Raw genomic sequence first — 20,960 nt, forward strand, 5'->3', positions numbered from 1 at the left:
GCCTTATTCCAACAAGAATTATTCACGCCGACCTACTTAACGCTCCTAAACCACTCAGTAATTCCCTGAGCGATCGCGTTTGCCGTTTTCTTTTGTACCTCTGGGTTCACTATCTGCTCAAATTCATCGGGATTACTCATAAAACCCAATTCCAACAACACTGATGGCGCAGCAGTTGGACGTGTCAGCGCCAGGTTATCCCAAAACACACCATAAGAAGGTTTGCCGATTTTTTTGACTACATACTTCTGTAAAAACATTGCCAGGTTATGGGCTTGGGGTTGATACCAAAAGGCGGCGAATCCCTTGGTTTTTTCGGCATCGCCATCATCGGGTAAGGAATTGTGATGTATCGAAATAGCGATCGCAGGTTCTTCTTGACTGATAATTGCCTGACGTTCTGCTAGGGAAAGTTCGCGATCGTCCTCCCGTGTCATCACTACCGTTGCTCCTCGCTTCACCAACTCATCCCGCAGCAACTTGGATACCACCAAATTCAAATCTTTTTCTAAATATCCAGTTGGGCCACTGGCACCAGTTTCTTTACCTCCATGCCCAGGATCTAGTACAATCTTGAGATTAGCTAAAGGCTTGCGTCTTGTGTTCCCAATTTTCGGTGGATAACGCAAAGCCAAAACCAGGGTTGTACCGTCGTATCTCAGCTTATATCCCCACTGTTGAGCTTTTTTGAGGTTAAAGGTGTATTTTACTTGTTCTGGAGCCTCTTGTTGCCAATCTAGGCGAGAAATTAGGGGATCATCATCCAGGCGAATAATGTCCGTTTGGGCAGTGGTATTGTAGAGAGTGAGAGCGAAAGCACCCTCACTTTGTTGCACGCTCACAGGTACGGGAACTTGTAAGGGGAAAACTATCTCTGTCGCACCAGGGAGTTGACGGTATCCGACACTGCGAATTATTGTCTGTGGCGGAACTGCACCAGGTAAAATGCGCGTTTCTTTACTATTAATCCAAGCGCCATAGTCTAGACGCAACCATTCACCTTCCCTACCTGTTACTGTTGCGCGTGTACCTTTGGGCAGTGGTGTAAGTCGAGAATAATCGGTGCTTGGGCCAGTGCGAGCAACGCCTGACTCTACTGTAACCTCAGAAACTGGCAACTCTGCTCTTGAGAGGATTTGAATTTTACCAGTCCCTGGTTGAGTTATCGTCTTGCTATTGAGCGTCAGTTGAAAGTGAGGTTGTCCCAGATCGGCGGCTGTTGCCACTGTGGTGCAACCTTTATAATTGCCTACGCTAGACTGGGCATAAGGCTGATTTTGCCCTGTCAGAGCTGCCAAATTACTTGGTAGTTGTGCCTGTTGAGGTTGGGGTGAAAGGGCAGTAGTTTGATTAGCCAACTTGACAGATACGCTAGCGTTAGGGGGTGCAATTGCACTAAAACAGATTAGCTCTCCCGGTAGTATGGCAATGTCAACTGCGGGAGTCAGGGAATCTTTAGCAAAGGCTAACCCCTGTGGTAGCTCAGGATCAGTGGGAAGCCTTGTCACTTTAATCTGGAGTTCTTGATTGTCGTGACGCACAGTAAAAAGATTTTCCCCCAACTGCAAGGGGAAACTAGGGGAAAAATGACCAGCTTTGCTGCGGGTAATTGGCTTACTATTGATCAAAACCTGACCATTTGGTGGTGCAGTCCCCAGAAAGAAGATTTTTTGGGAACTCGTCTGGTAGCTTGTTTCGGGAAAAACGACTATAAGAGATGGCTCTGCCAATGCTACGGAGGAGGTGACAATACAGCCTAAGATTACTAATCCTAAAAGGTTTTTCACAAGCTCAATCACAGAAGATTACACCACAACAACTGTGGCACAATGGCGGGATGTATTTTTAGAAGTTGTTAAAAATTCAAACTAGTATGACTAAGTTTATTTTTGTAACTGGGGGCGTAGTTTCCAGTATTGGTAAGGGCATTGTAGCAGCAAGTCTAGGGCGTTTGCTCAAGTCGCGCGAATATTCCGTGTCGATTCTCAAACTTGACCCTTATATCAATATCGATCCTGGCACAATGAGTCCCTTTCAGCATGGGGAAGTATTCGTTACTCAGGATGGTGCGGAAACAGATTTGGACTTGGGGCATTACGAACGTTTTACCGATACCTCAATGTCGCGTTTGAATTGTGTAACGACTGGCTCGATTTACCAGGCAGTTATCAATAAAGAGCGACGCGGAGACTACAATGGCGGCACAGTACAGGTTATTCCTCATATTACTAATGAAATTAAAGAGCGAATTCTGCGAGTTGCTAAAAGTACAAATCCATCTGTAGTAATTACAGAAATTGGCGGGACGGTGGGAGATATTGAATCACTACCATTTTTGGAAGCAATTCGTCAGTTCCGCAAAGAGGTAGGAAGGCAGAATGTGCTGTACATGCACGTAACTCTGGTACCGTGGATTGCCTCTGCGGGTGAGATGAAAACTAAGCCAACACAGCATTCAGTTAAGGAACTGAGATCCATTGGCATTCAACCAGATATTTTAGTTTGTCGGAGCGATCGCCCCTTACCCAAGGGATTAAAACAGAAACTGTCTGGATCTTGCGATGTGCCGGAAGAATGCGTCATCACCTCCCAAGATGCCAAAAGTATCTATGAAGTACCTCTGAATCTTGAACGGGAAGGAATGGCAGAACAAGTGCTGAACTTGCTGCAAATGGAACAACGCAAACCAGATTTGACGCAGTGGCAAACCTTGGTACAACGGTTACATAGTCCCAAGCACGAGCTAGAAATTGCCATTGTTGGTAAATATGTGCAGTTAAGTGATGCTTATCTATCTGTAGTGGAAGCATTAAACCATGCTGCAATTTCCACTTATGGCAAACTGCGCCTGCGTTGGGTGAATTCAGAAGATTTGGAAACCCAAGCGCCCGAAACTTATCTTGAAGGTGTCGATGGCATAGTTGTGCCAGGAGGTTTTGGGGTTCGGGGGGTGGATGGCAAAATTGCCGCCATTAAATACGCCCGCGATCGCCAAATTCCCTTTTTGGGTTTATGCCTGGGTATGCAATGTTCTGTAATCGAATGGGCCCGGCACGTAGGGGGATTAACAGGTGCTAATAGTGCTGAATTTGACCCTCATACATCTGATCCGGTAATTAATTTATTGCCAGGACAGCAGGAAGTAGTCGATTTAGGGGGTACAATGCGCTTAGGGCTATATCCTTGTCGTGTTCTTCCTGATACACTGGCTTTCAAGCTTTATCAAGAAGATGTAATTTATGAACGACATCGACATCGGTATGAGTTCAACACTGCTTACCGCGATTTATTGTTAAAGTCTGGCTATGCGATCAGTGGTACTTCTCCCGATGGACGCTTAGTTGAAATTGTGGAATTACCCAAGCACCCATTCTTTCTTGCTTGCCAATTTCATCCAGAATTTCAATCACGCCCCAGTAGCCCTCATCCTTTATTTAAAGGATTTATTCAAGCAGCGATTGCTCTTTCTCTTTCAACTTTAAGTAGACCAACACCATTGGAGGTTTCATAACAATTCATAATTAATTGCAACATTAACTTAAGGCTTCAGTAGATTTGGATAGACAGGGTGCATCATTCGTAAATTTCGGACTTGGGGAGATGTTGTGGCGTACTGGGTGAAAATCCTTTACGAAAGGAGAGAATATGTAGTTAATTTTGAACGCGTCCATGCTTTTTGTTATGAACTGAACGGCAGGGTTACTTTTTGGTTACCCGATAGTGCCATTCCGATAGTGATTAACCCGCAAAGTAACTTGGAAGATTATCAAAAGATCCTTTATTATTTAGAATGTGTGATTGGATTGGAATTAGATCATGCCCACTGGGTAAAAATCCATTACGACAAAAACGAATATGTAATTAATCTCAACTGCATCAGTTCTTTTTGTCATGAACCGAATGGCAGGATAACTTTTTGGTTGCCAGATGGCACTATCCCCATCATCATCAACCCTGTGAGTAATCCTGAATCTTATGAAAAAGTCGTGAAATATGTTAAATATGCAACAGGATATTCTTTGTCTTAGTATTACGAATTACAAATTACGTTAGCGTAGCGGGGCGTAGCCCATTACGAATAATTCTCCAAAGCGCTTCAATATACTGAGTACTTGGTGTAGTTCGGAATCGCGTTCAATTGATAGCGCATCAGATCGTGCATACCAAGGATGTTCTTGTTGAATCAATTTGATAAAAACAAATTCCCTACCATTTATTAGTAAACCAAAAGTCGGTTGTGCAGGATGTGGACGATCAAGCATATAAGCGAGTGCTTGAGGTAGGGCTGTCATCACATCAAATTTACTGCTTTTAGATTCGATGACAAGTACCCAAAAACGTTTTTGGATGACAAGAACATCAATGTTTCCTTTAACGATAAAACTCTCGTCTTCAGCAGAAATCTCAACAGAAGTTTCGGTTTCAATCTCAAAAGGAAGTTGATAAAACCCAGCTAAATCGAGTAAAGGAGACAGCACTACCATCTTTACCGCCTCTTCTGACATTAGACGGTGCTTATTCAAGTTTAAATAGTTGCTTTTTACTCGCGTCATCGCTTGCTTTTCACCATCAGTCAGAGTTAGTAAATTTTCTGTCCACTCTGGAAAAAAGTTGGTGTCTGTAGCAAGTTGCAAACCAAATTTTTCTTCTAATTCGTAAAGACTGATGTCTCTAGCTGGGATTGTTTGAACCATAATTTAAAATTCCGAATAGTGTTGCCATGCCAATTTTGCTGCACCTACTATCCCTGCAAAATTACCTAACTCGGCAGGCAATATTTGTAAACCCACTCGTGATAAAGGCTGCACTCGCTTCTCAATTTCTGCCTTCACTGCTGGTAAGAAAAATTCAAAGCTGCCACTTATACCACCACCAATGACGATCGCTTGCGGTGTGAGTACATAAATCAAACTCGTTAAACCAATTCCCAAGCTTATACCATATTCTTGCCAAAAAGTCAAGGCTGCGGTATCTCCTTGTTGGGCAAGAAAACCTAATTCGACGGGTTCCTTGAGAGTGCGACGGCGAATTGCAGTAGCACAAGCATATTGTTCCAAAGAGCCTTGATTGCCACTATTACAAATTGGGCCATCAGGATTTAATGAAATTAAACCTAATTCCCCGGCGGCTCCTTGATGTCCAACAAATAGTTTGCCATCAAGGATAATTGCGCCACCAACCCCAGTACCTAAAGTTAACAGAATCAGATTTTGAAAATGGCGACCGGCTCCCAGCCAAGCTTCTCCCAAAAGAGCGCAATTAGCATCATTAGCGATCGCAGTCGGTTTGCCAGTTTTAGCTTCTAACCAGTCTGCTAAAGGCACATCGATCCATCCAGGTAAGTTAATAGCGATTTTGGCAATGCGTCCTGCGGCATCGGATGGGCCAGGAGTACCAACACCAATAGCAACAGCTTGATTATCTGGATCGATTTGAGCGATCGCATCTACGATCACCGCCAGCACAGCCTCTGGCGTTGTCGGTTGGGGAGAAGCCACAGTCAAAGATAAGAGACAAGTACCATCAGCTGCAAAACGCCCCAGCTTAATTGCCGTTCCCCCCACATCAATGCCAATTACTTGAATTTTGTCATTTGTCATTTGTCATTTGTCATTTGTCATTTGTCATTTGTCATTTGTCATTGGACATTGGGCATGGGGCATTGATAATTGGTGAACAGTTATTACCTATTCCTTATTATCAAGTTCAAAATCAACAATTCGTCAGACTTTTAGGCAAATGTGTACTTAGGGTTTTAGGATTTGCCACGAAAATATTCTAAATTTTCTGTCTTATTGGGTGCGAGTCGTAAATTAGCAACAGTCATAGTATGAACACTCGATCGCTCTTGCCAAGCTGTAATTGGCGCACCTCTTAAGATACCAGCAAGAGCAACAGAAAGGATAAACCCACCAGTAGCGGCAGCAATTAACGTTAGATTATCTTTCATACAAATCTCTCTATTGTTTATTTGTCATTTGTCATTTGTCCAAAACTAATGACCAATGACTACTTTCGGATTCCATTTTCTCTTCGTAAACGGGGATTGACAAATTCATTTAACCCTTCACCAAGTAGTGATAACCCTACCACCATGAATGTCATGGTTAAACCAGGGAAAAGTGTAGTCCACCAAATGCCAGTAGGTAGAGCTTCTAAGGCTTGTTTTAAATCATGTCCCCATTCTGCCACTTCTTCGGGAAGTCCTAGCCCCAAAAAACCCAAACCGCCTAACACTAAAATTGCGTCAGCAGCGTTGAGTGTAAATAGGACAGGTACGCTTTGAATGACGTTGAAAAATAGATAACGAGAAAGCACAACCCAAGTGGAAGCGCCCATTGCTTGAGCAGCTTCGATGAAGACTTCAGTTTTCACGCTCACGGTGTGGTTGCGAACAACGCGGTAATATTGGGGAATGTAGGCAATGCTAATAGCGATCGCTGCATTTAATATTCCACGCCCCACCACAAACGCCAGTGTCACAGACAGCAGTAGTCCCGGTAGAGTGTAGATGCTATCCATAATAAACAGCAATACTTTATCCAATTTACCGCCGAGATAACCACTCAGCATCCCCAAAGGCACACCGATAATCATACTCAGCGCTGTTGCCAAAATCACCACCTGCAAAGCAGCTTGAGCGCCGAACAGCGTGCGGGAGAACACATCATAGCCCAGACGACTAGTACCAAACCAATGTTTAGCTGAGGGTGGCTCGTGAATTGGATTAGAAAGAAAATCTTTAGGGTTTTGCAGCCATCCCCAAGCCTGGAATACCGGAGCGAAGAATGCTAGGAAGATGAAAAATAGGGTAATGGCTAACCCGATGAGCATGAGTTTTTGCGAAAGATTGAGACTGTTGCCAAACTGTAAAAATGTCGGTAGTCGCCGTTTTGTAATGGCCATAAAGCGATCGCCTGGAGCAAAGCTTGATACGCTGACCATTTTACATATCAGATAGGGAATTGCGTAAACATCCTGAATAAAAGTCCGACAGTTGAGCGGTGGATAGAGAGCTAGACTGAGGAAAAGGTGAGATTATACCTTATTTTTGGTGGAGATAAATTACTAGCCAAGTGTTACCACAAAGCTAAATGATTCCAAGTAAAGAAAAATTCTAATATACTTTGATATGCCTGCAAGAGATATTTATCATGATGCTGTTAAGAATGCCTTAATTCAAGAAGACTGGATAATTACAGATGACCCCCTACATTTAAAGTGGGGTCAAAAAGATATGTATGTAGATTTAGGAGCTAAACAACTCTTAGCCGCAGAACAAGGAAGTAAAAAAATAGCTGTAGAAATTAAAAGTTTTGTTAGTCCTTCAGAAATGGCAGACCTCAAAGATGCTATTGGAGGATTTATCATGTATCGTGCTGTTATCCATCGCCTCGAACCAAAAATAACATTATATTTGGCAGTGCGCGACAGCGTATTTACAGCTTTATTTGAGGAACCAATTGGTACACTTTTAATAGAAACTGAAAATCTAAAGTTACTCGTTTTTAATCCAGAAACTGAGAGAATTATCCAATGGATACCTTAAATAATTATCGACGGATCATCAAAGAGGTATTAGTACCCTACACACAAATTCCTTACTCTCACGCAGCCATTGAATGTAAAGCAGTCTTTGATAGTGAAAATGACAGTTATTTACTGATAAATTTAGGCTGGGATGGTGTTAAGCGAATTCACGGTTGCTTAGTTCATATTGATATTATTGATGGCAAAATTTGGGTTCAACGAGATGATACAGAAGATGGTGTTACCTACGAATTAGTAGCAGCAGGAATTCCTAAAGATAAAATTGTCTTGGGATTTCACCCGCCAAATGTTAGGCAACACACAGGATATGCTATTGCCTAACTTATTAAGGCTATCACTTAAGCGAATTGTAGCGGGTATTAGGTATTAGGTAGAGTTTTCCCCAATTCCCAATACCCACTTTTTCAAAGATTACTTTCAATCAACTGGCGGTATTCGCTCTTTTGCTTCACACCTTTGACTTCCTTCACCAGTTCCTTATTTTTGAACAATTGAACCGTTGGCGTTCCTGTCACACCTGCATTTTCAGCAATATCTCGGTCTTTGTCGATGTCAATTTCCACAAAGTGAATTTTGCTGTTAAATTCATCTACTACTTTATTTAAAATTGGCTTTAAGGTATGACAAGGGCCACAACCAGGAGAGACGTATTTAACAAGGAGTAAGCGATCGCTTTCGTGGAACAATTTCCGTAAAGCATAACCTCCCTCATGGCGCGTCGCATCCAACTTAAATCCAGCTTCTTCCTCGGCTTCAGTCTTTTTGGCTGGCTGATATTCTAATTCATTATCTGCTGTTTCTGGTTGTTGATGGAATTCTTGAATCAAGCCAGTGGATGACAGCCAACGTTCTGCCAACATCGCCGCCATACAGCCAGTACCCGCAGCCGTAATTGCCTGCCGAAACTCATGATCTTGTACGTCGCCAGCAGCAAAAACACCTTCTACACTGGTTTCTACAGAACCAGGCTTAGTGACAACGTAACCTATCTCATCCAGTTCTAATTGTCCTTTAAATAAAGAGGTGTTGGGACTGTGACCAACGGCGTAGAATAAACCTTTAGCATGCAGTTTGCTCTCTTCACCAGTTTTGGTATTGCGGACTTTCACCCCTTCCATGTGACCGTTACCGAAGATATCCACGGCTTCTGTGTTCCAATGCACTTGGATTTTCGGGTTGTTCAAAACGCGGTCTTGCATGGCTTTAGAAGCCCGCATTTTATCGGTGCGTACCAACATATTTACCTTGGAACCATACTTGGTGAGGTAAATTGACTCTTCCGCCGCCGAGTCGCCAGCACCAATTACAGCCAATTCTGCACCGTGGAAAATCGGTGTCGCACCATCGCAAATTGCACAAGCGGAGATACCCCGACTCCAAAATTCATGTTCGTTGGGTAAACCTAAACGTTTTGCTGTTGCACCAGTAGCAATGACGATACTGTTGGTTTTTATTTCCCTTTCTTGCGATCGCACTGTAAATGGCTGCTGACTCAAGTCAACTGATATAACATCTTCAGTATATAGTTCAGCCCCCCAGCGCTCCGCCTGAGCCTTCATCTGATCCATCAGTTCCGGCCCGGTAATCCCTTGGGGAAACCCTGGAAAATTCTCAACTTCCGTCGTTGTCATTAGTTGCCCACCAGGTAATCCTCCGGCTTGGAAACCTTCAAATACAACGGGTTTCAGGTTAGCGCGTCCGGCATAAATAGCTGCTGTGTACCCTGCTGGGCCAGAACCGATAATTACCAAGTTTTCTACAGTTGTGTTAGCCATGAAAATATACGAACTCATAACGACTACGTTTAATATAGCATAACAAACTGTGATTGGCTACGCCAGATGGTAAGCGATCGCCAAATGTCTACGCTACTATGCACTCAATACTTGCCAAACATCCTTTTAACTGTTAGGACTCTTCTTGGAGGTATTTTCTGATAATTTCAGCATCTAGTTCTAAAAATTCTGCTATTTCTTGAATGCTCATACCTTTCTCAATACATTTTAGGACTAATTTCAATTTTGTTTCTAGTTCAGTTTTCGGCTTAGTCTTTGCCAAGATACTCTCGTACAATCGAGTATTTTTGAATGCATCTAAATCAAGCATGGCTTCAATTTCCTCTAAAGTAAGATTGGGAAACTTATAAAATACAATGGCTTGGATAAATGCTATCACTTTCTTTTGAAGATTTTCATCGGGAAAGTCTTCTCGTGCCTGGTTGATTAGCTGTTGGGCTAAGGAAGGAGCTTTTGTAGGTACTTCTACAAATAGTTTGGCAATTCCTATGCCCAAAGAATCTTCAGCCCTGGTAGAAAGTTCATTTAGATAAATGCAGCGTAGATGTTGTTGTATTAAAGCCTGATAGCGCGGGTGAGGTGGGGTTTCATGAATGCGGCGATCATAGATAACAATTGCGTACCAGTCTGAGTTTGCGGGTTTATATTGACGAAAGTAAACAAAAATTTCCCCAAAAAGTCGCTCGTAAAATTCTTCATCTTTGTAGGTTTGTAATTCAAAAAAGTATAAAAGTTCGTTTTCAAATACCTTGATAGTAGCAAATAAGCCATCTACACGAAATGATTGTTGTTTGATTTCAGGCGCAATAAATGTGTAGATATTAGGATTAGTATCAGGTTTATCAATAAGTTCAAAAAATATCTGTGGTAGTTCCTTGATAAGTTCATAAAAAATTACATCTGTTTTCATTGATGCTACTAATGGCAAACTATAGAGCCGTTTTTCTTTGAATACAATACATAGTAGCTTTCGTAGGTTGAGGTACGTATGATAGATATAAAAGCGTTATTTGGTGTGTTATGTCCCTCACCATCACCGATTTAGAGCAGTTACAAACCGAGCATCCAGAATGGCAGATGGAACTGGTAGAGGGAAAAATCATAGTTTCTCCGCCATCAGATTACGAGTCAGAGGAAATTGGCGCTCGGTTGAGTACCTTCTTAAATATCTGGGTCATGTCTACGCCAAACTAGAGCGTGTAACTGGTTCTGGCGCAGGGTTTATCCTACCAAATATAGAAGAGGACGACTCGGAAAAAAGAAACCTGTGATCGCCTGACGTGTCTTTTGTTCGTGCTGATCGGCTGAAGAAGACCAAGCGCGACTTTGTAGAGTTAGTTCCAGACTTGATGGTTGAGATTAAATCTAGAAGCGACAGTATCAAACAGCTTGAAGAGAAGATTCAGCTATTTTTGCAACTTGGGTCTGTAGTCGGCATACTAATTGACCCTGACCAATTAAGAGTAACGATTTACTGATTAAACCAAGCTCCAGTGGTGTTGGAAAATGGAGACACACTTACATTACCGGACTTGCTACCAGGTTGGGAAATGGCGATATCAGAACTGTGGCCACCTGAGTTTGAATAAAGTACTCTCACAAACAAATTTGAGAATCTAGCCCCTGGTATACACTAGGGGGTTTTGAATGCAAGGATTTTGGATTGTGTAACCGCATTCCCCCAAACTTTTTTTCTGAAGGTGATAGGAAAGCGATCGCAGTTGGGTAAGTTATATCTAGAACACACAACCACTTCCTATACCAGGGAAAACACTTATGAAAACCGAATTGAAAGCAAAGTTTCTCCAACACATCATCGGCAAAAAGAAAGAAAACGAAGGTTTCACACTTATTGAGTTATTAGTAGTAATTATTATTATCGGTATTTTGTCTGCGATCGCTCTGCCTTCTTTCTTGAACCAAGCCAACAAAGGTAAGCAATCAGAAGCTAAACAGTACTCTGGTTCCATGAACCGCGCTCAACAAGCATACTTTTTGGAAAATGCTGCATTCACTACTACTATGGATCAGTTAGGGCTTGGTATTAGAACCCAGACTGAGAATTATGTTTACAAGGTGGCCGGGGATACTACTCTGGTTACCAATAATGCTTTATCTCTCAAAGCACCTCTCAAATCCTACACAGGGGTTGTTGTTAAATCAACAGTATTATCTACCAGTGAAGCAACTACTCTAGCTGTGTTATGTCAATCGAACGCTGTTGGTGCGAATGCTGTAGGAGATAGTGTATCTGGAACAGCGACAGCAGCGACAGCAACTTCTCCAGCACTACCAACCTGTCCTACTGGTTATTCAGAGTTGACATCAAAGTAAAAACTGGGTTTATATATCTAGTTGCAGGCTTTATAAAGTGGGTAGTTTAGGCTACCCACTTTAATTTTGTTTTCAATTCTGGGAATAGTACTAGTACTATCCTGAAAACTCTTAACTATGACTTCTATCCAAATTCCTACTAACATCACCCCATCAGAGCAGCAAGCCCAGCAATATTTTATCAAAGGTAACTATACTCAAGCTGCTAGCTGCTATGAACAAGCTATCGAAAGAGAACCAGAAGTGAAATCTCATTATTGGAACTTAGGATTAATGTTGCTATTGCAGGGACAAGAAGCAGAAGCGCAAATGACTTGGCTGCTGGGTATGCAGGAAGGAGAAGCCCAACAAGTTGAGCAATGGACTGTGGAATTGATAAAGGTTCTGCAAACCGAAGCCGAACGCAGAGAGACACTGGCAGATTATTCAGTTGCTTGGGCAATTCGCCAACATATACGGGAAATTTCTCCTATATATGTGAATAATCTTCTGTATTTGATTGAGCTATCTATCAAACTAAAAACTTTTACTGGTGATGAATTAACTTCCCTAGAGGTAATTGAGTTAATTCAGTCAGAAGCAATTATAGATATTGAGTTATTATTGCAAGTATTGAGGAGTATCATCAATGATGATCCTTTGCATCCCTCTGTCCTAGAGTTTGCAGAATGTTGTCTAGCCCATGTTAGTGAGCCTCAATCTTTCATTAATATTTTGCTGCCAGCCGCAGTTAAAATTGCTCATTCTATGCAGCAACCTAAAGTAGCAATATCATTGATTGAGCTATGTTTACGGCTTGAACCTGAAAATACAGAACTTCTCCGCCATATCGCTGGTTTTTATCTAAAAGATTACAATTATTCTCAAGGAATAGAAATTGCTAAATTATGCTACTCACTCTCAAATAGTTTAACAGATCAAGTCTTTGCTAAACACTTAATACAGCGAGGATTAATGGAAGCTCCTGCTTATTGGAACGAAGCGTGTACAGTTTTTCTAGAGCAGGAATCTTTACTAAAATCTTTAATAGAAGAACAACCTATAAATCTTGAATCAGCTAGAATATTGCGTCTATTTAATGCCAATTATTATGCACCTTACTTACAAGATAATCCGCATAAAAATAGACCAATTCAGAATCAAGTGGCGCAACTATGCCAGCTTAATGTGCAAGAATATGCTAGTGAAAAAATTCAGCGATATAAACAACGTAGTTCACATAATAGAAATAAGCAAATAAAGATTGGCTACTTATCACACTGTTTATCTAGGCATTCAGTTGGCTGGTTAGCTAGGTGGTTAATTCAACACCATACCCGTGCACAGTTTGATATTTATGGCTATTTTATAAATTATAAACAAGTAGATGATTCGTTGCAAGAATGGTATGTCCAGCAATTTAATCAAGCTTATCTAGGGGGAATTTATAGTGATGATATTGCTGAAAAAATCTACCAAGATGAAATTGATATTTTAATCGATTTGGATAGTATTACTCTAGATGTTACTTGCGAAATAATGGCGCTTAAACCTGCACCTGTACAAGTAACGTGGTTGGGTTGGGATGCTTCGGGAATATCGGCAGTTGATTACTTTATTGCTGATCCTTATGTTTTGCCCGATTCTGCTCAGGAGTACTATACAGAAAAAATTTGGCGGTTACCTCAAACTTATATAGCGGTGGATGGTTTTGAAATCGGTGTACCAACTTTACGACGGGACTCTCTAGATATTCCTAGTAATGCTGTAGTTTTTCTGAGCGCTCAAAGAGGATTTAAGCGCCATCCAGATACAGCACGGCTGCAAATGAGAATTATTAAGGAAGTTCCTAATAGCTATTTTTTAATTAAAGGGATAGCAGACTCTAAAGCTGTGCAGAAATTTTTTATGCAGTTAGCAGAAGAAGAGGGTGTAGAGTGTTCACGTCTACGATTTTTAGGCTTAAATGCTTTTGAGTCTGTCCACAGAGCAAATTTAGCCATTGCTGATGTTGTATTAGATACTTTTCCCTACAACGGAGCTACGACAACGCTAGAAACACTCTGGATGGGTATCCCATTAATAACTAGAGTTGGGCAGCAATTTGCTGCTCGTAATAGTTACACCATGATGATCAATGCTGGTATCACAGAAGGTATTGCTTGGACAGATGAAGAGTATGTAGAGTGGGGTGTGCGCTTGGGTAAGGATGAAAAATTGCGAGAACAAATTTCTTGGAAGTTACGTCAATCAAGGCACACAGCACCGCTATGGAATGGCAAGCAGTTTACCCGTGAGATGGAAAAGGCTTACGAGCAGATGTGGCAGAGGTATCTTGATATTTAATCAGCTTTTAGTGAGGGCTTGAGAAACCAGCTCTTTCAACGCCAACAAATCAATTAAGAAAAGGCAATCAATAAAAGTCTGACTCTGGCTAGCTTCTAAGGGACTGACAAATAAAAAATACTCAATTACTTCTTGTGGGGTGGACATCTTGTCCGCCCTTGGCTACGGGCGGGCGAGACGCCCACCCCACAAGATTGGATAATTTATTTGTTGGAAGTCCTTAATACCAAGTTGTCTTTGATCGTATTATTTGCTCGGAAGTCAGTCCAAGAGCCACCTTAGTTACAAACAAGACTAACTTTGGCAACTTGGTATAAGGCATAAAGCAGTTGAATGCAGAGATGAAAAGACAAAGAATCATCCTCAAAATTCAAGTTAAAACCAGAAATATTAGCTTTTGTTTTGAGTATTCTGATAGGTGTCTAAAAGTCGCGCAGTACCATCGATAATTCTAAGTTTATACGCCGATAGTGAATTTGGCTGTTCTCCAGCCATTGAAGAAATTAGCGATCGCAGTTCGCTGACTGTTTCTCTGACTAACGCCTGACTCACGTTCAGTTGTACACCAGAGAGCTTTTTATATAGTGCTGTGTTACTCACTTAAAACGCTTAACGGAGTAATTACCTTTGTTTTCCCTATTTTCAATAGCATGAATCACAGCGATAAGCCTTTGGCATAGCTTCGCTTACCGCAAGTTCATACTCCGATTCAAAAATTTCTGAAGGAAGCTTGTCGCGTTTCAGGTGCAACCACTGATCACGGTACTTGCTTTAGCGTCTATTGCTTTTCGCTCTTATTTTATAATTTTTTTTTGCCTCAGTACTTATACTGATGGCAATTGTTGTTTACCTTTATATTATGATGTCCATTAGCTAAAAATAAAACAAAATGAAAGTTGTAATTTTAGCTGGAGGATTAGGAACTCGTCTAGCAGAAGAAACAGAAATTATACCAAAACCAATGGTAGAAATTGGTGGTCGCCCTATACTTTGGCATATTATGAAAATCTATGCTCATTATGGGTATAAAGATTTTTATATTGCTTTGGGCTATAAAGGCGATTATATTAAACGCTATTTTTTGGAGTATTACAATCTAAATTCTAGTATGACTATTAATTTACAAAATGGTCATGTAGATATTCATAATAACGCAGCCGAGGACTGGATTCTTCATCTTATGGACACAGGGTTAGACACCATGACAGCAGGTAGAATCAAAAGATTACAGCCTTGGTTAGATAATGAAACATTTATGGTTACTTATGGTGATGGAGTTGCTAATTTAAACATTAAGGAATTATTAGAATTTCATAAATATCATAAATGTTTAGCAACTGTAACCGCAGTCCGTCCTCCAGCCCGTTTTGGGAGTTTAAAATTTCAAGGTGATTTAGTAGATGAATTTTTGGAAAAACCTCAAATGGGAGAAGGTTGGATTAATGGAGGATTTTTAATTTTTGAACCCAAGATTTTTGACTATTTAAAAGGTGATGATGAAGTATTAGAAGTTGCTTTATTAGAAAAACTAGCTAGTGAAGGACAATTAGCTGCCTATCGTCATTATGATTTCTGGCAGTGTATGGATACTTTAAGAGACAAATACAGATTAAAAGATTTATGGGATAGTGTTAATCCCCCTTGGAAAGTGTGGAATTAAGTATGAGTAATAGCTCTAATTTCTGGCAAGATAGACCAATTTTTATTACAGGTGCAACGGGATTAGTTGGTGGTTGGTTAGTTAAACATCTATTAAGCGTCGGTGCGGATATTGTTTGTTTAGTTCGTGACTGGATTCCTCAAAGTTTTTTGATACAAAGTCGAGTCTTAGAAAAAATTAAAGTTGTTAGAGGTGACATTTTTGATCAAGCTCTTTTACAAAGAGTTTTAGAAGAATATGAAATTAATACGGTTATTCATTTAGCCGCTCAAACCGTCGTAGGAGTTGCTAACCGTAACCCAATTTCTACTTTTGAAACTAATATTGCTGGTACTTGGCGTTTACTTGAAGCTTGCCGTCATAGTTCTACAGTCAAACAAATTATAGTGGCATCTTCAGATAAAGCCTATGGGGAACAGATACAGTTACCTTATGAAGAAAATACTCCCCTAAAAGGTATACATCCCTACGATGTAAGTAAATCTTGTGCTGATTTAATTACTCAAACTTATGCCCATACTTATAATTTACCAGTAGCGATCGCCCGTTGTGGTAACTTTTATGGTGGAGGTGATTTAAACTGGAGTCGAATTGTACCAGGAACTATTAAATCTATCTTAAAAGAAAAAGCTCCTATAATCAGATCTAATGGTTGCTTTATCAGAGATTATCTATATGTAGAAGATGGTGTGAAAGCTTATATGTTATTAGCAGAAAACTTATCACAGCACCCTGAATTGATTGGCGAAGCATTTAATTTTTCTTTAGAGATAAAATTAACAGTTTTAGACTTAGTAGAAAAAATATTAACATTGATGAACTCAGATTTGAAACCAAAAATTTTAAATCAAGCGAGTAATGAAATTAAAAATCAATATTTATCTAGTCAAAAATCGAGAAATATATTAAATTGGTATCCCTCATTTGATCTAGATACAGGATTAGAAAAAACCATCAATTGGTATCAAAATCTTTTAAAGTAAAAATGAATGGAAAAGAAACAACTATTGCGATCGCAAATTCTCCAATTAGTAGCAGAATATTACTCAGAAGCATTTCCGCAACGTGAATTTATACCAGGAGAAACACCTGTACCAGTATCAGGGAAAGTATTTGATCAACAAGAACTACAGTATTTAGTAGATTCATCTCTAGACTTTTGGTTAACAACCGGACGTTTTGCAGCCGAATTTGAAGAAAAATTTGCCCAATGGATAGGGGTTAAACACTGTTTATTAGTAAATTCAGGTTCATCAGCTAATCTATTAGCATTAACCGCATTAACATCCCCAGAATTAGGAGAGAAAAGATTAAAACCTGGAGATGAAATAATTACAGTAGCTGCGGGTTTTCCTACCACAGTAAATCCAATTTTTCAAAATCAATTAGTACCAGTATTTTTAGATATAGAAATTCCCTATTATAACATAGATATCACTCAATTAGAAGCAGGATTATCAGAGCGCACTCGTGGAATAATGATCGCTCATGCATTAGGTAATCCATTTAATTTAAAGACAGTAACTGAATTTGCCCAAAAACATAATTTATGGTTAATAGAGGATAATTGTGATGCATTAGGAAGTTTATATCAAGGACAAAAAACAGGAACATTTGGACATATAGCCACAGCAAGTTTTTATCCTGCTCATCATATTACGATGGGAGAAGGGGGAGCAGTATTAACTAATGATTCTAAATTAAGAAAAATTCTAGAATCCTTGAGAGACTGGGGAAGGAGTTGTTGGTGTTCTCCTGGAATAGATAATACTTGTAATAAAAGATTTGGTTGGCAATTAGGAGAATTACCTTTTGGGTACGATCATAAATATACTTATTCCCATATTGGCTATAACTTAAAAATGACCGATATGCAAGCTGCGGTAGGCTTGGCACAATTGGAAAAATTGCCTTATTTTGTGCATAAAAGAAGGAAAAATTTTGATTTTATATATCAAAAGTTAGTAGATTTACAAGATGTATTAATTTTACCAAAACCTACTGATGAATCGGAACCAAGTTGGTTTGGTTTTCTGATTTCAGTAAAAGAAAATGCTGGGTTTAATCGCTATGAACTGGTAAAATATTTAGAAGAAAATAAAATAGTAACAAGACTATTATTTGGAGGGAATTTAATTAAGCAACCAGCTTATAAAGGCTTAAAATATCGAGTAGTAGGGGATTTAACAAATACTGATTATGTAATGAATAACAGTTTTTGGATTGGAGTATATCCTGCTTTAAATGAAAATATATTTTTATATATGCTAAAACACCTATATAAATTCTGTGGACGAGAGAGAATATGACGAAAATATTAATAGAGGATTTACAACATATTCTTATCCATACAGAATCATTATGGGATGAAATGAACGAAAAGCGGATATTTATTACCGGGGGGACAGGTTTTTTTGGGTGTTGGTTACTAGAGAGTTTTACTTATATAGTTGAGCAATTAAAATTGTCTGCTCAAGCAGTAATTTTAACAAGAGATCCAGAGAGATTTAAGCAAAAATGTCCTCATCTATTTAATCACCCTGCTTTGAAATTTCATCAAGGGGATATCTGCAATTTCGTCTTCCCTAAAGGAGAATTTTCTTACTTAATTCATGCAGGAACTTCTACCAACGCTAGGTTATATCAAGATAATTACTTAGGAATGTTCAATGAGATGATAGAAGGGACAAGAAGAACCTTAGACTTTGCGAAAGTATCAGGAGTAAAAAAATATTTATTAACTAGTTCAGGTGCAGTTTATGGCAAACAACCTGATACGATGTCTCATATTCCTGAAACTTATCAAGGTTCTCCTGACACTTGTAATATAGCTTCTAGTTATGGAGAAGGAAAAAGAGTTTCTGAATTACTTTGTACATTATATAATCAACAATATGGAATAGAAACAAAAATAGCTAGATGCTTTGCATTTGTAGGACCATATCTCCCACTTAATATTCATTTTGCAATCGGTAATTTTATTCGAGATGCACTTGCTGGAAAACCTATTGATATTAAAGGAAATGGAAAATCCTTAAGATCCTATTTATATGCATCAGATTTGATTATTTGGTTATGGAATATTTTATTTAAAGGAAAAAGTTGTTTTCCTTATAATACAGGTTCAAATACTGAAATATCAATTAAAGATTTAGCTGAATTAATTGGGAAAATGTATGAAGTCAAAGTGAATATTCATCAAACAAGCGAACTAGAACAAAAACCTCAAAGATATATTCCTGATATTCAACGAATCATTGCTGATTTAGAGTTAACTCAATGGATAGATTTATTAACTGCAATTGAAAAAACAGTGATATGGTATAGGTTATAACTCAAGAAATCAGGATGTATTTTAACAGATTAAAAATTTTTCAGAATATTAATAATGATAGAATACTTTTAAAGTTATGCATAATAGGATAACAGATGAGATTTGATATTTATTAAAATAGTCAAGATATTTTATACTCAACCTAATACAAATTAAAAATATGGTAGATAGTATTAATTTGGCGCATATTCTGCGTACTCAGACATTAAAAATGATATGTAAAGCCAATGCTTCTCATATTGGTACTTGTCTCAGTATGGCTGATATTCTAGCGGTTCTTTATGGAGAAATTCTCAATATTGATCCTAAGAATCTTGCTTGGTCAGAACGCGATCGCTTTATTCTCAGTAAAGGGCATGGAGCAGCTATCTTATATGCAGCTTTAGCAGAAAAAGGTTTTTTCCCCTCTCAATGGTTAGATGACTATTCCCAAAATGGCTCAAAACTTACAGGTCATATTAGCCATTATGTACCCGGAGTAGAAGTATCTACAGGATCTTTAGGTCATGGGTTATCTATTGGTTGTGGAATAGCTTTAGCTGGAAAAAGGGACAATAAACGCTATCGTGTATTTGTCTTATTGAGTGATGGGGAATTAGATGAGGGTTCAAACTGGGAAGCATTTTTATTTGCTCCTCATCATCAATTAGATAATTTAGTAGCAATTATTGATTATAATAAAATTCAAAGTTTTGGCATAGTGAAAGAAGTGTTAGATTTGGAACCTTTAAAAGCCAAATTTGATGCTTTTAGATGGTCAATCAAGGAAATTGATGGACATGACCACCAACAAATCGCCGAAGCATTTAAACAAATTCCTTTTGTGGAAGGCGCTCCTAGTATGATTATTGCTCATACTATTAAAGGTAAAGGAATTAGTTTTATGGAAAATCAATTAGCTTGGCATTATAAGTCTCCTAGCACTGAACAATTAACTCAGGCTCTGGCAGAATTAGAATTAAAAATATGAGAACAGCTTTTATTAAAACTTTATGTGAATTAGCGAAGACTGATGAGCGTATTTGGTTGCTTTGTGGAGATTTGGGTTATTCCGTCTTAGAAAGTTTTTCTCAAGATTTTCCTCAACGTTTTGTTAATGTTGGTGTAGCAGAACAAAATATGATTGGCATTGCTACAGGATTAGCATTATCAGGAAAAGTAGTATTTATTTATTCAATAGCTAATTTTCCTACTCTGCGTTGTTTAGAGCAAATCCGCAATGATGTTTGTTATCATAATGCTAATGTTAAAATAGTTGCCGTTGGTGCTGGTTTTACCTATGGTTCTCATGGCTATACTCATCATGGAATTGAAGATATAGCTATTTTAAGAACTTTACCAAATATGACAATAATTGCTCCTGGAGATCCCATAGAAACGGAATTAGCAACTAAAGCTATGTTAGATATCAAAAGTCCTTGTTATATGAGATTAGGAAAAGCTGGAGAACCCATAGTACATCAAACTCAACCAGAATTTAAAATCGGAAAAATGATTCCTGTGCAGAATGGTCAAGATGCTTTATTAATTAGTACAGGAGGAATATTACCAATAGCGATCGCTACAGCGCAAAAAGCACTTAGTCATAACTTAAAAATTGGTGTATGGAGTAGTCCTTTTATTTCTCCCATAGATAAAGAAAGCCTTACCATTGCTGCTAGTCAATTTCCTCTAATTATTACTTTAGAAGAAGGAACAATTAAAGGAGGTTTAGGAGGAACTGTAGCTGAAATTGTGGCTAGTATCTCAGATCGAAAAATCACTTTAATCCTTATGGGGGCAAAGGAGCAAATTATTTCTCATGCATACAATCAAGAACAACTCAGGGAAATTATGGGGTTAAGTCCAGAGAAAATTTTGGACAATTTGTTAAAAATAATTAATAAGTATTAGTTATTTTTTCTGAAGACTAATATTTTTATATAAATAATTTTTTTTGAACTAATCATATCCAAATAAT

Annotated in this window: 20 protein-coding genes and 1 pseudogene; 13 read left to right on the forward strand and 8 right to left on the reverse strand. The window is 38.9% G+C overall.

What is annotated here, in order from left to right:
• Positions 1 to 32: 32 nt before the first annotated feature.
• Positions 33 to 1,787 carry an N-acetylmuramoyl-L-alanine amidase gene (locus ACFE90_RS15105; protein ID WP_375501863.1) on the reverse strand — a complete coding sequence of 585 codons (1,755 nt, stop codon included), beginning with the start codon at positions 1,785 to 1,787 and terminating at the stop codon, positions 33 to 35.
• Between the two features lie 86 nt (positions 1,788 to 1,873).
• Between ACFE90_RS15105 and ACFE90_RS15110 the strand changes: the two genes are divergently transcribed.
• Both ACFE90_RS15110 and ACFE90_RS15115 read left to right on the forward strand, forming a co-directional pair.
• Complete coding sequence (locus ACFE90_RS15110) at positions 1,874 to 3,511, forward strand: CTP synthase (protein ID WP_375501821.1); 1,638 nt, start codon at positions 1,874 to 1,876, stop codon at positions 3,509 to 3,511.
• 94 nt (positions 3,512 to 3,605) lie between these two features.
• On the forward strand, positions 3,606 to 4,028 hold the full coding sequence (locus ACFE90_RS15115; protein ID WP_375501823.1) for a hypothetical protein: 423 nt from the start codon (positions 3,606 to 3,608) through the stop codon (positions 4,026 to 4,028).
• 21 nt (positions 4,029 to 4,049) lie between these two features.
• Here ACFE90_RS15115 and ACFE90_RS15120 read toward each other — a convergent pair whose 3' ends face one another.
• The 4 genes from ACFE90_RS15120 to ACFE90_RS15135 form a co-directional block, all read right to left on the reverse strand.
• Entirely contained in the window at positions 4,050 to 4,694 is a 645-nt protein-coding gene (locus tag ACFE90_RS15120) for a type I restriction endonuclease subunit R (RefSeq protein ID WP_375501825.1), read from the reverse strand.
• A 3-nt stretch (positions 4,695 to 4,697) separates the two neighbouring features.
• The gene (locus ACFE90_RS15125) at positions 4,698 to 5,600 is read right to left on the reverse strand and encodes an ROK family protein (protein WP_375501827.1); all 903 of its coding nucleotides are present in this window, start codon (positions 5,598 to 5,600) and stop codon (positions 4,698 to 4,700) included.
• A 155-nt stretch (positions 5,601 to 5,755) separates the two neighbouring features.
• The gene (locus tag ACFE90_RS15130; protein ID WP_375501829.1) at positions 5,756 to 5,950 is read right to left on the reverse strand and encodes a hypothetical protein; all 195 of its coding nucleotides are present in this window, start codon (positions 5,948 to 5,950) and stop codon (positions 5,756 to 5,758) included.
• 59 nt (positions 5,951 to 6,009) lie between these two features.
• The gene (locus ACFE90_RS15135; RefSeq protein WP_375501865.1) at positions 6,010 to 6,906 is read right to left on the reverse strand and encodes an ABC transporter permease; all 897 of its coding nucleotides are present in this window, start codon (positions 6,904 to 6,906) and stop codon (positions 6,010 to 6,012) included.
• Positions 6,907 to 7,132: 226 nt separating this feature from the next.
• On the opposite strand from ACFE90_RS15135, the gene ACFE90_RS15140 reads away from it, so the two are divergent.
• Complete coding sequence (locus tag ACFE90_RS15140; RefSeq protein WP_375501831.1) at positions 7,133 to 7,549, forward strand: XisH family protein; 417 nt, start codon at positions 7,133 to 7,135, stop codon at positions 7,547 to 7,549.
• Positions 7,537 to 7,872: a XisI protein gene (locus tag ACFE90_RS15145; protein WP_375501833.1), complete on the forward strand. Its 336-nt coding sequence runs from the start codon at positions 7,537 to 7,539 to the stop codon at positions 7,870 to 7,872. The genes ACFE90_RS15140 and ACFE90_RS15145 overlap by 13 nt, the downstream gene beginning before the upstream one ends.
• A gap of 83 nt (positions 7,873 to 7,955) precedes the next feature.
• Here ACFE90_RS15145 and trxB read toward each other — a convergent pair whose 3' ends face one another.
• Together trxB and ACFE90_RS15155 are read right to left on the reverse strand one after the other, a co-directional pair.
• Positions 7,956 to 9,326: a thioredoxin-disulfide reductase gene (trxB, locus tag ACFE90_RS15150; RefSeq protein ID WP_375501835.1), complete on the reverse strand. Its 1,371-nt coding sequence runs from the start codon at positions 9,324 to 9,326 to the stop codon at positions 7,956 to 7,958.
• Positions 9,327 to 9,459: 133 nt separating this feature from the next.
• Positions 9,460 to 10,257 carry an Rpn family recombination-promoting nuclease/putative transposase gene (locus ACFE90_RS15155; protein WP_375501837.1) on the reverse strand — a complete coding sequence of 266 codons (798 nt, stop codon included), beginning with the start codon at positions 10,255 to 10,257 and terminating at the stop codon, positions 9,460 to 9,462.
• A 110-nt stretch (positions 10,258 to 10,367) separates the two neighbouring features.
• Here ACFE90_RS15155 and ACFE90_RS15160 point away from each other — a divergent pair.
• The 3 genes and pseudogenes from ACFE90_RS15160 (at position 10,368) to ACFE90_RS15170 (ending at position 14,006) form a co-directional block, all read left to right on the forward strand.
• Positions 10,368 to 10,936, forward strand: a pseudogene (locus ACFE90_RS15160) (Uma2 family endonuclease).
• Between the two features lie 187 nt (positions 10,937 to 11,123).
• Entirely contained in the window at positions 11,124 to 11,681 is a 558-nt protein-coding gene (locus tag ACFE90_RS15165; RefSeq protein WP_375501839.1) for a type IV pilin-like G/H family protein, read from the forward strand.
• 117 nt (positions 11,682 to 11,798) lie between these two features.
• The gene (locus ACFE90_RS15170) at positions 11,799 to 14,006 is read left to right on the forward strand and encodes an O-linked N-acetylglucosamine transferase, SPINDLY family protein (RefSeq protein ID WP_375501841.1); all 2,208 of its coding nucleotides are present in this window, start codon (positions 11,799 to 11,801) and stop codon (positions 14,004 to 14,006) included.
• Positions 14,007 to 14,396: 390 nt separating this feature from the next.
• Here ACFE90_RS15170 and ACFE90_RS15175 read toward each other — a convergent pair whose 3' ends face one another.
• Positions 14,397 to 14,606, reverse strand: a complete 210-nt coding sequence (locus tag ACFE90_RS15175) for a hypothetical protein (protein WP_375501843.1) — start codon at positions 14,604 to 14,606, stop codon at positions 14,397 to 14,399.
• Between the two features lie 289 nt (positions 14,607 to 14,895).
• Here ACFE90_RS15175 and rfbF point away from each other — a divergent pair, with 289 nt between their 5' ends.
• The 6 genes from rfbF (at position 14,896) to ACFE90_RS15205 (ending at position 20,893) form a co-directional block, all read left to right on the forward strand.
• The gene (gene rfbF / locus ACFE90_RS15180; RefSeq protein ID WP_375501845.1) at positions 14,896 to 15,666 is read left to right on the forward strand and encodes a glucose-1-phosphate cytidylyltransferase; all 771 of its coding nucleotides are present in this window, start codon (positions 14,896 to 14,898) and stop codon (positions 15,664 to 15,666) included.
• Between the two features lie 2 nt (positions 15,667 to 15,668).
• Positions 15,669 to 16,649, forward strand: a complete 981-nt coding sequence (locus ACFE90_RS15185) for a GDP-mannose 4,6-dehydratase (protein ID WP_375501847.1) — start codon at positions 15,669 to 15,671, stop codon at positions 16,647 to 16,649.
• Positions 16,650 to 16,655: 6 nt separating this feature from the next.
• Positions 16,656 to 17,975, forward strand: coding sequence for a lipopolysaccharide biosynthesis protein RfbH (rfbH, locus tag ACFE90_RS15190; RefSeq protein ID WP_375501849.1), 1,320 nt, complete (start codon positions 16,656 to 16,658; stop codon positions 17,973 to 17,975).
• On the forward strand, positions 17,972 to 19,000 hold the full coding sequence (locus ACFE90_RS15195; RefSeq protein WP_375501851.1) for an NAD-dependent epimerase/dehydratase family protein: 1,029 nt from the start codon (positions 17,972 to 17,974) through the stop codon (positions 18,998 to 19,000). Before rfbH ends, ACFE90_RS15195 begins: the two co-directional genes overlap by 4 nt.
• Before the next feature lie 160 nt (positions 19,001 to 19,160).
• On the forward strand, positions 19,161 to 19,970 hold the full coding sequence (locus ACFE90_RS15200; protein WP_375501853.1) for a transketolase: 810 nt from the start codon (positions 19,161 to 19,163) through the stop codon (positions 19,968 to 19,970).
• On the forward strand, positions 19,967 to 20,893 hold the full coding sequence (locus tag ACFE90_RS15205) for a transketolase family protein (protein WP_375501855.1): 927 nt from the start codon (positions 19,967 to 19,969) through the stop codon (positions 20,891 to 20,893). Before ACFE90_RS15200 ends, ACFE90_RS15205 begins: the two co-directional genes overlap by 4 nt.
• Positions 20,894 to 20,960: the final 67 nt, after the last annotated feature.

The organism is uncultured Nostoc sp., from assembly GCF_964245445.1.
In the GTDB taxonomy this organism is placed as follows: domain Bacteria; phylum Cyanobacteriota; class Cyanobacteriia; order Cyanobacteriales; family Nostocaceae; genus Nostoc.